Annotated in this window: 11 protein-coding genes; 6 read left to right on the forward strand and 5 right to left on the reverse strand. The window is 41.4% G+C overall.

Translation table 11 applies throughout. From position 1 onward, the window contains the following. Together Q0369_RS02335 and rsmA are read right to left on the reverse strand one after the other, a co-directional pair. Positions 1–770: MBL fold metallo-hydrolase (locus tag Q0369_RS02335; protein ID WP_298095455.1), on the reverse strand; the 770-nt coding region annotated here is incomplete at its 3' end. Next, positions 718–1,581 (reverse strand): 16S rRNA (adenine(1518)-N(6)/adenine(1519)-N(6))-dimethyltransferase RsmA, encoded by an 864-nt coding sequence (gene rsmA / locus Q0369_RS02340; protein ID WP_298095457.1) that lies wholly within the window; start codon positions 1,579–1,581, stop codon positions 718–720. The genes Q0369_RS02335 and rsmA, both read right to left, overlap by 53 nt. 103 nt (positions 1,582–1,684) lie before the next feature. Between rsmA and hisF the strand changes: the two genes are divergently transcribed. The 5 genes from hisF to Q0369_RS02365 all read left to right on the forward strand — a co-directional run bounded on the left by hisF (position 1,685) and on the right by Q0369_RS02365 (position 6,419). Next, positions 1,685–2,572 carry an imidazole glycerol phosphate synthase subunit HisF gene (gene hisF / locus Q0369_RS02345; protein WP_298095459.1) on the forward strand — a complete coding sequence of 296 codons (888 nt, stop codon included), beginning with the start codon at positions 1,685–1,687 and terminating at the stop codon, positions 2,570–2,572. 348 nt (positions 2,573–2,920) lie between these two features. Next, positions 2,921–3,466, forward strand: coding sequence for a purine-nucleoside phosphorylase (locus tag Q0369_RS02350; protein ID WP_298095462.1), 546 nt, complete (start codon positions 2,921–2,923; stop codon positions 3,464–3,466). Next, positions 3,463–4,572, forward strand: a complete 1,110-nt coding sequence (rlmN, locus tag Q0369_RS02355; RefSeq protein WP_298095465.1) for a 23S rRNA (adenine(2503)-C(2))-methyltransferase RlmN — start codon at positions 3,463–3,465, stop codon at positions 4,570–4,572. Before Q0369_RS02350 ends, rlmN begins: the two co-directional genes overlap by 4 nt. 261 nt (positions 4,573–4,833) lie before the next feature. Then, positions 4,834–5,556 (forward strand): hypothetical protein, encoded by a 723-nt coding sequence (locus Q0369_RS02360; RefSeq protein WP_298095467.1) that lies wholly within the window; start codon positions 4,834–4,836, stop codon positions 5,554–5,556. Positions 5,557–5,717: 161 nt separating this feature from the next. Next, positions 5,718–6,419 carry an IS1595 family transposase gene (locus Q0369_RS02365; RefSeq protein WP_298095469.1) on the forward strand — a complete coding sequence of 234 codons (702 nt, stop codon included), beginning with the start codon at positions 5,718–5,720 and terminating at the stop codon, positions 6,417–6,419. A gap of 309 nt (positions 6,420–6,728) precedes the next feature. Here the strand turns inward: Q0369_RS02365 and Q0369_RS02370 are convergent, their stop codons facing one another. After that, on the reverse strand, positions 6,729–7,361 hold the full coding sequence (locus tag Q0369_RS02370) for a hypothetical protein (protein ID WP_298095472.1): 633 nt from the start codon (positions 7,359–7,361) through the stop codon (positions 6,729–6,731). A gap of 205 nt (positions 7,362–7,566) precedes the next feature. Further along, positions 7,567–8,955, reverse strand: coding sequence for an RluA family pseudouridine synthase (locus Q0369_RS02375; protein ID WP_298095475.1), 1,389 nt, complete (start codon positions 8,953–8,955; stop codon positions 7,567–7,569). Between the two features lie 75 nt (positions 8,956–9,030). On the opposite strand from Q0369_RS02375, the gene purB reads away from it, so the two are divergent. Then, positions 9,031–10,362: an adenylosuccinate lyase gene (purB, locus tag Q0369_RS02380; protein WP_298095478.1), complete on the forward strand. Its 1,332-nt coding sequence runs from the start codon at positions 9,031–9,033 to the stop codon at positions 10,360–10,362. A 911-nt stretch (positions 10,363–11,273) separates the two neighbouring features. On the opposite strand, the gene Q0369_RS02385 is transcribed toward purB, so the two are convergent. Next, complete coding sequence (locus Q0369_RS02385) at positions 11,274–11,903, reverse strand: hypothetical protein (RefSeq protein ID WP_298095481.1); 630 nt, start codon at positions 11,901–11,903, stop codon at positions 11,274–11,276. Between the last annotated feature and the right edge of the window lie 408 nt (positions 11,904–12,311).

The following is a 12,311-nucleotide window of genomic DNA, read 5'->3' on the forward strand; positions in this document are numbered from 1 at the left end:
GGCGTGGCGTAAATCGGAAATTTAAACTCTTTATAAAAGTATGGCACCGCGCCGATATGATCCTCGTGGGCGTGCGTGATGACGACGCCTTTTATCTTATCTTTTATCTTGCGCACGTAGTCAAAGTCAGGGATCAGGATATCCACGCCGTGCATACTCTCGCTAGGAAAACTCATGCCAATATCCACGATGATCGCGCTCGTGTCGGTCTCAAATACGGTCATATTTCCGCCGATTTCGCCTAGTCCGCCAAGAGGCGTTATGCGGATCCTGTGATCGGTCGAGTTTAGGTATTTCATCGGCTCCAGGCGCAGTTCGTGGACGGCCTTGTTTGCCTCCATAGCGCTAGCTATATCTTGCTGCCACTGCTCGTTTCCGCTTAGCTTGGCAGGTAAATTTTTCTTCGGCTTTCGCTGTTTTTTCGGCTTAGCTTCGCCCGTTTGATTTTCGACGTTTGCGGTTTGTTTGTTAGCGTTTTTGTTTTCGCTTTGCGCGCTATTTTGGGAGTTTTGTTTGCCATTTTTACTACGATTTCTTTTACCGTTTTGTTTGTTAGTATTAGCTTGCTCGCCGTTTTGGGCATGCTGTTCGCCGCCGTCAAAAGGCTCTAAAAAGAAATTATCTATCACACTTTGGCTAGCTTTTTGCTCGCCGTTTTGCGTGTTTTGGTCTAAATTTTCTTGCTTATTTTTATTTCTCGGGCGAAATCTGCGCTTTTTATTGCTCTTGCCCTGAGAAACTACCGCTTTTTCTTCGTTTTTGTCGTTCATTATCTTCCTTTAAATTTTTAAATACTTCTAGATAAAGATCGACATTTAGCTCATGCGGACGGATGTTTGCGCTCAAATTTAGCATGCTGAAAATTTGCTCGAGTTCAGACTTCTCGTAGCTTGAACTCAAATTTTTCATTAGCGTTTTTCTAGGCGCGCTAAAGGCGATTTTGAGGTAAGTTTTAAATTTTTCGTATTCAAATTTACTCTTAAATACGCCCGTTTCGCCTATTAAATTTTTACTTTTTTGCAGTTTTATAACCGAGGAAGTCACCTTCGGCGGTGGGTTAAAGCAGCTCGCATCCACGTCAAAAAGTAGCTCGCAGCTACCTTGAAGCGAGGCTAAAATCGCCAAAGAGCTAAAATCTCTATCGCCGCTTTTCGCGCTAAATTTGAGCGCGACTTCCTTTTGTATCATCACGACCAGGCCGCGACATTTCTCGTCCTCGACCGCATTTAGGATCATCTTCGTAGCAACGTAGTAGGGCAGGTTTGCCGCTAAAAAATACGGCTCATCGTTTAAGCCGCTTTCGCTCCACTGATCCAGCGCGTCTTTGCAAAAAAGTTTCAATCGTCCGTTTTGAATTTCGTTTGCGAATTTTTTCTGTAGCAACGCAAAAAGCTCGGTATCTATCTCGTAGCTAGTTACGCCGCAAATCCGCAAAATTCTAAATGTCAAATCACCTAAGCCAGGCCCAATCTCAACGATATTTTGCGTATCTTTGGGAATCGCTTGGATGATTTTGTTTAGCGTCGCTTCGTCGTGTAAAAAATTTTGTCCGAAGCATTTTTTTGCTTTGATATTTTTCATTTTTTTCCTAAATTTCGCCGATTTTACCCAAAAATATCTTATGTAATGATTAGATAAGTCAAATTTAGCTAAAATAAAGCGAAATTTTAGCTAAAGAAGAGCGATGAATCATTTTGCAAAACGCATAATCCCGTGCCTAGACGTCAAAGACGGACGAGTGGTAAAGGGTGTAAATTTCGTAGGTCTCGTGGACGCTGGTGATCCGGTCGAGATAGCCAAGCGCTACAACGAGGAGGGCGCAGACGAGCTGTGCTTCCTCGACATTACGGCGTCGCACCTTGAGCGCGATACGATCGTGGACGTCGTAGAACGGGTCGCGCGCGAGCTTTTTATCCCGCTGACCGTGGGCGGCGGCATACGCACGATCGATGATATCTCGCGCTTGCTAAACGTCGGCTGCGACAAAATAAGCCTCAACTCCGCCGCGATAAAAAATCCGAATTTGATAGACGAAGCGGCGAATAAATTCGGCTCGCAGTGCGTCGTAGTTGCGATCGATGCGAAACGAAATTCGAATGAAATTTCAAGCGGTAATTTATGCGGCGCGACACGGAATTTGAACGCAAATTTACGCAACGAAGCACAGAATTTTAGAGAGACTTCACGCAGCTCGCAGGATGAAATTTTAGCTGGGAACGGCGAGCCTTGCGGCTATAGCGTTTTTATAAACGGCGGTAGGCTAGATACCGGCAAAGATGCACTTGCCTGGGCAAAAGAGGCGCAGGAGCGCGGTGCGGGCGAAATTTTACTCACGTCGATGGACTGCGACGGCGTTAAAAACGGCTTTGAGTTAAATTTGACGCGGATTTTTAGCGAGCTTGATATCCCCGTGATCGCAAGCGGCGGTGCGGGCAAAATGGAGCATTTTAAGGACGCATTTTTAGCGGGCGCAGACGCATGCTTGGCAGCATCAATCTTTCACTTTAGAGAGATCGAAATTAAGGCGCTAAAAACGTATCTGCAGGAGCAAGGCATCGAAGTAAGACTGTAAATTTAGTCAGATTTATACTACGTGACTCAAGTTTAGCTGTCAAGGCAACTAAACAGTTTTATTTTAACCCATCATCATCTTGCAAGTTTTTTGACAAGTATTATTTTGCTTAGATAAAATTTATTCGTTTTAGCTAAATCATAAGCTTTTTTAAATACTTTTCCATCTTCTACCCGCCACCTGCGCTACTACGATTACGGAAGGTAAGAGTACAGTTCTCATAGATATTTGCTTAAATTGATTTTAATTTTATCAGATAATTTACCACGATAAAATTTCAAAATTTAGCCTTAAATTTATCGTCATTTTGCTATGATTAGAGAAAATAATGAAAGCGTGAATGCGTAAATGATAATCTCTGCTGGACGAAATGAAATTTTTGATTTTGCCCTGCCTATGGGCATAGGGCTAGTGGATATGAGTATAAATTTGACTAAATTTTTATGCGAAAATAGGCAAAGCTTGCCGAGTGAAATCATTTTCGTGGGTTCTGCAGGGCTATATAAAGAAGGTAAAATTCTAAAAATTTATGAAAGCAGATCGGCTGCAAACTGTGAGATATCGGCGCTTTATGAGCTTTCATACTCTCCGATTAGCTATGAAATTATAGCTAGAAATTCTGCCGATGTTTCATATGAAACAATAACCAATAGCTCAAATTTTATCACGACCGATAAAAAATCTGCGCTAAAATTCTTTGAGCGAGGTTATTTTTTAGAAAATATGGAATTTTTTGCAGTTCTCAAGGTGGCACAAAAATTTCAAATTCCCGCTTCTGGAATTTTTTGTACAACGAATTTCTGCGATTCAAATGCTCACACGGATTTTTTAAAAAATCACGCCGCCGCAAAAGAAAATTTAACTAAATATCTAAAAACTAAGGCATTAATTTGAAAAATATCTTTGATTTTACGATGAAAGAGCTTGAAAATTTCATCAAACCGAAATTTAGAGCCAAGCAAATTTACGAATGGATTTACAAAAAGAATGTGGATGACTTCACACAAATGCTAAATCTACCAAAAGAGATCCGTCAAAGTTTAGCTCAAAATTTTTATTTAGATCCACTTGAATACGTCAGATCCGAAACAAGTAGTGATGGCAGTATCAAATACCTTTTCGCTCTCAAAGATGGCAAGACGATAGAAAGTGTCCTGCTGCCGATGAAGGATGAGCTGCGAGATGAAAACGAAAAAGTTGTAAGACACGCGCGCTACTCAATCTGCGTAAGTTCGCAAGTGGGTTGTAAAATTGGCTGTAGCTTCTGCTTGACAGCAAAAGGTGGCTTCGTACGGAATTTAACTCCAGGCGAGATCGTGGCTCAAATTTGGCTCATCAAGAAAATGAACGCGATCCCGTACGAGCGCCGCGTCAATGTCGTATATATGGGGATGGGCGAACCGCTTAATAACCTAGACAACGTTGCCAAAGCCGTGCAAATTTTAAAAGAAAACGACGGACTCGCCATAGCGCCGCGTCGCCAAACGATAAGTACGAGCGGACTTTCTACGCAGATAAAAAAGCTGGGCGAAATGGATCTTGGCGTGCTGCTTGCAATCTCGCTGCATGCAGTGGATGACGAACTGCGTGAAAAACTAATGCCGATAAATCGCGCCTACAATATCGCATCGATCATACAGGCGGTGCGCGAGTTCCCAATCGATCTGCGAAAGCGCGTGATGTTTGAATACCTAATGATCGATGGCGTAAACGATCGCCCAAGCGATGCCAAAACGCTAGTGAAGCTTCTGCACGGCATCCGCGCAAAAGTAAATCTGATCTATTTTAATCCGCACGAAGGCTCGAGCTTTGGCAGACCAAGCCCTGAAAATATGGTGAAATTTCAAGACTATCTATGCGCGCACGGCATAACATGTACGATCCGCCAGAGCAAGGGGCTAGATATCAGCGCGGCGTGCGGACAGCTTAAACAAAGAAACGAGCAAGATAAAATTTTAGATCAAAATGGCGTCAATATGGATAAAATTTTAAAAAGATAAAAAAAATCGACTAATATTTCCAGATCAAAAATCAAATCGGCAAAAAATTTATAAAGGAGTAGGAATAAACGCGCAAAAATAATGGAGGAGATCGGCGTCTTATTAAGAGGAGATCGGCGTCTTCTTAAACAGATCGCTGCTTAAAAAATCCTAGATTACAAAGGCGGAAATTATCCGCTTTATCGAGGCAAAAATGGGCGGAGGCGGACGATGAGAAATACCGCGTCTATGCCTCATACATCTACGCGGCGCGCATGGTAAATGAGTACAAATGGACGCAACGCCCCAAATATGCTGCGCTGGCTAGGCGAGATGGACAAGCACGCCAGAAGTAATGAAAATCCACCCTACGTAAGCGATTATTACAAAGGCGAATGCTGCCTCGAGTGCGGAGCAGAGCAGGAGGCGCTTAAATTTTTGCGCAAAAGCTACGAAGCGAACGAGGAGTATCTTTTCACCCGCGGCCCAAAGGTCGCGGAGTTTTTTAATGCACGTCTTGCGGAGCCTAAAATTTTTCCTAAATTTGAAGATGAGGAATACGAGGACTTTAGTTTCCCGCTGCGACTGGAGTATTTCAGTAAAGCTTTAGAGCAAGAAGGCGAGTTTTGCTGCACCTTTTTAGATGAAGATAGCGAAGAGACGGGCGAGCCGAATCGCGCACAATCGGACGCGCTAGAGTTTGTAAAGCAAAATCAGGAAGAAATTTTAACGGGCATCTTAAGCGAAATTTTAAAAAACTACCCAAAATGGCAGGAGATCTACGACTATCCGAGCGAAACGAAAAGCGATTTCATGCCTGACGTCGCTACGCCGCAGGAGCTTAGCGAACTATTGGAGCTGCAAAATATCTATATCCTAGACGGCGCGAAAATCGGCTTTCAGTTTAGCTGCTCGTGGGACATGGAGCACGGTCTAGGCGTGATGACGCGCAAAGGCGAAGTCATTAATATCGGCGAAGCAGAAGTGGCGTTTATGGCTATTTGAAAAAATAAACCAAATTTTAAAGCATAAAACAAATTTTTATAGTTACTTTTAGGCTAAATTTTACGCATTTTTCTTTATTACTTTTACTATATGTAAACGCAAGAAGCCGAAATAATAAATGGCTCAAGATAAGTTAAAAACTTTCAAAGGAGTTTTTAACTATGATCCTGCCGATGAAAAACAAGTATATAATTCGTTCCCGAATTTCGCAGAAGAAATTTAGAGAAATTCTAAAGTATTTTGCAGAGGATATAAAGGCTACTAAAATAGCAAATTTAACCGGGATTTCTAGAATTTCCATCAACAAAATTCTAAAAAATATCAGAATTCTTATGTCTCAAGAATGTGAAAATATAAGCAAATTTAGCGGTGAAATAGAGATTGACGAAAGCTACTTCGGATCTAAAAGAGTAAGAGGTAAGAGAGGTAGAGGAGCAAGCGGAAAGCAACCGGTATTCGGTATGCTTAAAAGAGATGGCAAGGTCTATACCCAGATAGTTAAAAACTGCTCTGCAAATGAACTAATACCCATATTATCGGAATTTAGCGAATTAGATGAGAGTGTGATTTATTCTGATTGTTGGAAAGCTTATGATGGATTAGTGGATTACGGAGCTAAGGCTCACTACAGAGTAAAGCATTCTAAGAATGAATTTGCTAATGGTAAAAATCATATAAACGGTATAGAAAACTTCTGGGGATACGCCAAACATAGATTATCTAAATTTAAAGGCATCAAGAAAGAGAATTTTTTGCTTCATCTTAAAGAATGTGAATTTAGATATAATACTAAAACTATACAGGAAAACCTATATCAGAAACTATTGAAATTGATAAGAGAAAATCCGCTTAAGTTTAATTGAGCCAAATAAAAATTAGATGTCATAGCTCAATCTTACGCAAATTTTTATCGATCAAATTTCATACCAATCTATAATTATGATTGCACAAATAAATAGATATAGAATTTTATCAATACAATGAGGAATATAGCATTCTCTCTTTGCTGTTTATAAAATTTCTAGCATACCACAAATATATGCCGCCATTCAACTTCTATATTATATACTAAAACTTGCAATTATTCAAAACAAATAACTAAAGCAATCCTCAGCTCTTACTTGTCCTCATATTTCAAGTTTTTATACTATAGATATCAAAGTCATTAATAATTACCGTCTAAAACTCATACCTCTACTTGGTGGTGTTATATTTATGGTATGTTCTTGTTTTTTACTATTTTCTAAATTAAGCACCCCCTTGCAATATTCCCCAAAAGAAGCAACTACCGTTTTGCTCCCCATGCTTGCTATTAATGCCGAGCTTTCTAAATTAACAGAGCTTCCCACCCCACCCTTTTGCTTAAATAGGAAATTAGCGTATTCGTCAAATTCTTTTTTAAATATTCCATGTTCTTGATTGTATTTTTTAAAAGAATCAACACCAGATTTAAAATCTTTTATACTGCCACCCAACTTATCTTGAAGCATCCAATATTTATGCGCTCTGAGCTCAAATTTACCGTAATTTTCGCTACCGAAAATAAATATATGAAACCCGTTGTCTAGCCAAGTTGAATTATATGCTTTTATGGCCTTAGCGCTTTTTTCCCAATCTGCATATTTTCTCTTTTCTGAGGATAAATTCTCGAATGCCCTTTTAAACTCTATAAGTAAAAACTTCCCATTGTTGTGTGTTAAGGCATCACCTATTTTTTCTACATCACCATCAAGTGGAGCTATGTCGATGTCCAACAAGCACTGCTTTACAAAATAATACTCTACTGTTTTTTCCCACCACAACATTTTCATCCTTTATTCAAAATTACTAATATTCTAATTATGAATTATAGCTATCGCAAAATAAAATCGTCTTAAAATTTTCAAATAACTATAGATGAGAAATTAATAAATTAATGCCGTTGTAAGCACAAAATTTTATAAAAACCAGCAAAAGCAAAATCCTCGTCATAAAAATAATCATCGCCGCTTCAAAATTTTATTGAGTTGCTTAAATTTTACCGATTTTCGCGAGATTATAAAACTCTCTTGCGGCGTCAAATTCGGTTTTTATCTCGTATCGTTCGCCGCTCAGTTTAAAGCAAATCGCATTCGCGTGTAGCAACAATCTCGGCGCTCCCGTCGTTCTGATCCGCTCTGTCTCATCCATCTTTTTATCCAATATCCACTCCGCTTGCTCGCGCGAAAGCCCGTACAGCGGCTCTCCCAATATCGGCGCACCCGCGGCAAATAGATGCAGCCTGATCTGATGCTGCCTACCCGTCAGCGGATAGCACTCGATCAGGCTAGCGTCTATGTCCCAGAAATATCGCAGCGGGCGTATCAGCGTGATCGCCTCCTTACCGTCGCGCGATATTTTCATACGAATTTTAAGATCGGCAAACTCGTCGCTAGGAGCGATCGGAGCATCAATCACGAACCCCTCAAAATCCTTTAAAAATTTCAGTTTTTCGCTAAATTTTGCGTATTTTGCAGGCTCAAATTTTTTCAAATTTACACAGCCCTTAGAAGTAGCTGGCAAAGATTTAGCCACAGATAAGGCGCAAGGTTTATGTCCGTTATCCGCGCTACTCATCGCGATAGCGGGTTTAAGCTTATCGCTCACGCCGCAGGATAAGTCATCAAATTCAGATCCGCTGCCAACATCGCCAGTAGGAGCGCCAGATTCAAATTTAGCTTGCATGCCGTCAGATAGAGCATCGCACCATAATCTCCTACTCGCACTATTAGACAAGATATTAAATCCAAATTTATTGCCTACTCCTTTTAGAGCTAGTGTATCGCGCAGATCCGACACGTTATCTGGTAAACTCACAGCATCGTCCGCAAATTTTGATCCGCAAATTTCATACGAACCTAGCACATAGCAGTTCTCTATCTCGCCATTGCAAGCAGCACTTTGCAAATCCCCTTGCACGAGCGCTAGATAGCTTTTCATCACCCTACGCTGTTCGAAGCACTCTTTAAGCTCGCGCGCCGCGTCTTTATCCTTGGCGACGATAAGAATTCCGCTGGTTTCAAGATCGAGCCTGTGCGCCACGCACGCGTCCTGTCCGTATAGCGACCAGATCTCGTCATACATATTATAAGGCGAGTTGCGCCCGCTCGGATGGCTTAAAATTCCACTCGGTTTGTCAAATGCCGCAAACGCATCGCACTCAAAGATCGGCTTCAGTCCGCGCGGCTTGCATTTGTAATCGATCAAAAAAATTTCTCCGTGCGCGACGGAATTTTTATGCAAATTCTGATCCTCTGCATCGGTTACGCGATGCTTGTCACAGATGCGCTGCGCGGATTTCATATCGTACCCGAGGCTAAGCAGAATTTCGTAAATTTTGCGCCCCTCAAAGCTTCCCAAGCTTCTTTTCTCATAACCCATATTAAACTTTCAGCCCCATTTTTATATAATTTTTACCGTCATTATACAAGAAATTCTAACCGAAAGGCTACTAAAATGGTCGAAAGATACGCAAGAAAAGAGATGTCTGAAAAATGGAGCTTGCAAGCCAAATACGACGCGTGGCTAAAAGTCGAGCTTGCGGCGGTTAAGGCGTGGAATAAACTAGGTCTAATAAGCGACTGCGATAAAGATAAAATTCTACAAAACGCAAGCTTTAAGATCGAGCGGATAGATGAGATCGAAAAGACCACCAAGCACGACGTGATTGCATTTCTAACGAGTGTGAGTGAGAGCCTTGGGCAGGAGAGCCGCTTCGTGCATTACGGCATGACTAGCAGCGATTGCATCGATACCGCCGTCGCGCTACAAATCAAAGAAAGCATGGAGCTTATCATTGAGGATGTGCAAAATTTAAAAGCCGCGATAAAATCTCAAGCCATGAAGCATAAAATGACGCTGATGGTCGGGCGCAGCCACGGTATCCACGGCGAGCCGATCACTTTCGGACTCGTGCTTGCGGTCTGGTATGATGAGATAAATCGCGCGCTAGAGCTTTTGCAACACGCAAAAAGCGTTATCAGCTACGGCAAAATAAGCGGTGCGATGGGGAATTTCGCCCACGCTCCACTAGAGCTGGAAGAGCTAGTGTGCGAATATTTGGGGTTAAGGCCCGCTCCCGCATCCAATCAAGTCATCCAGCGCGATCGCTACGCGCAGGTAATGAGCGCACTTGCGATCCTGGCTTCCAGCTGCGAAAAGATCGCTATCGCAATTCGCCACTATCAACGCACCGAGGTTTATGAGGCAGAGGAATTTTTTAGCCCAGGTCAAAAGGGCAGCTCTGCGATGCCGCACAAACGAAATCCTGTGCTTAGCGAAAACGTAACGGGACTATGCCGTATGATCCGCAGCTTCGCAATACCCGCGATGGAGGATGTAGCGCTATGGCACGAACGCGACATCAGCCATAGCTCGGTCGAGCGATTTATCCTCCCTGATGGCTTTATAACTGCTGATTTTATGCTAAATCGCTTGACGAGCTTGATCGAAAAACTGCTCGTATATCCCGAAAATATGATGAGAAATCTAAATTTAACCGGTGGGCTCGTGTTTTCGCAGCGCGTACTGCTAGAGCTGCCTAAACGAGGAGTTAGCAGAGAGGATGCTTATAAAATCGTGCAGCGTAATGCGATGAAGGTCTGGGCGGATCTGCAAGAGGGCAAAAAAGCTATAGATGAGCAAGGGCATAGCCTATTTTTGCAAAATCTGCTAGCAGATACAAAGCTACGAGAAAAGCTAAGCGAAAGCGAGATCAAAGAGTGCTTTGACTACGGATATTACACCAAAAACGTGGACGCGATTTTCGCTAGGGTTTTTGGCAAATAGCAGACACGTGGCTTGCTATTTTAAAGCTCCGAACGGGCCTACAAAATATAGCGAAGTGGCTAGAAATTTATGTTTGCGCCGAAGCACTTTAAAAACAGCGATTGAAATTTTAAAATTTTGATAAAGATAAAATTTTAGTAAAAGCGTAGCGCTTGTGGATAAATCTGGTATCTAAATCCGCAAGAACAAGCGCCACTGCTTTTACCATGAATTTATAAAGGCAAAATTCTACGCTTGCGGCTAACATCAAAATCGTAAAATTTAATGCTTTAAAACGGTAAAATTCTTAGGTGTAGTAATTTTTAGAATTTTACCGCAAAATTTAGCGCTAATCTCAAAAAGTTATAAATGCGAGATTTCCATAAAGCAAACAGGCGAATCCATCTCTAGATCGGCCAGCATTAAGACGCAATCCTTTTACGTGCTCGCTTAGAATTTTGCCTATGGCAACCAACCAAATTTTAATGATTTTATGGCATTTCTGCGTCGGATTCAAGCTAGGAGTCGTGAGATATACGAAGCAATTATGAAACAAATTTAAAATGGCAAATGGAGACATTGATAAAATTCCGCTTTTTCAACTTGAAAATATAACGATTCTTAGAAAAAAGCAGATTGAGTAAAATTTCATAAATTCCATCAATTTAAGCGCTTAACAGATAACACTAAAAATAGGAAATTAAGCTTGCGTAATGATATTTTTAAAAATTTTAAATTTTATATGCGCAAGCGGGTAAAATTTGATGTCTAGTACCAGCAGCACCCTTGATTATCATATAATTGCATCTGAATTGCTAGCAAATTTCGGATTAAACAATCCTGCGATTTGACGTCTAATAATTATTTGGAATTTAAAATGGATGGAGCGGGAGTTCGTTCGCCCCATCCTTTGCGCCAGTACGTTAGAATTTTTAAAATTTAAAGTTATACCCCAGATAAATTCCATGGTTAGTCTCATACACCTTGTCTACGCCTTCTCCAAGCTTACTAGCCCTGTATCTCGTGTAGTCCGCTTTGTAGCCAAACTCGATCTCATTATGCTCATCAAAGCTATATAGCCCGCCCAGCCTTGCACCGATGACCCAGCCTGGTACTGTCTTTGATATAGAGTCACTATCGCCGCTGAAGTCATTATACGAATCTTTGTATTTCAAAAACGAAACCCCCGTATATGCGCCCGCTACTAGCCTAAAGCTATTCGTAATCTCAGGCGTAAAATCTCCGCCTACTAGCAAGCTATGCTTATTCCAAGAGTGTTTAAAATCTCCATCCTCATCACTACCATTTTTTGTAACCTTAAAGTCATACATATACTCGCCGTATGCTCTAGCTATACCAAAATCATAGCCAGCTTTAAAACCTATCGCAGCTTGCCCCTTATGATCTTTAACGGTGCCAGAGTCTCCATCCTCCGACCATTTGGCTGTAAGACTAGATTTAAACGAGTAATCCCCCTCGATGCCTAAAAGTAAACCCTCGCTAGAGCCTACGCTAACGCAAGCCGCAGCGGCAAACGCTGCGATTAAAATTTTATTTTTCATATTTTCTCCTTACAATTTATGATTTCAGGGCTTCTCGCCACCGCCACTCTTGCCGTTTGATAACTTACGATCTTTGAGCCTCCTCCACCGGATTCGCTTACAAATCCGTTTAAAATTTTTTGATTATAATAGCCCCCCCCCACTTAAATTTTGATAAATTTTTGAGGCAAGACGCGTAATTTTATCTCACTCGCCTTGGATAAAATTTTATCTCGTTTGCTAAGGACAGAATTCTATCTCGATTGCCTGGATGAAATTCGACGAAATTCTACGCCGCCTCCCTTGAGCAGTTAGCAAATTTAAATGCCGGGTGTCATTAAAAAATAATCTGTGATGAAATTTAAAGCGCTTACTTAGTTGTTCGTTTTTATGTATAATTTAAAATTTACACACGAGATAAGTGCCGTG

The sequence above is a fragment of the uncultured Campylobacter sp. genome, from assembly GCF_938030685.1.
Lineage (GTDB): Bacteria > Campylobacterota > Campylobacteria > Campylobacterales > Campylobacteraceae > Campylobacter_B.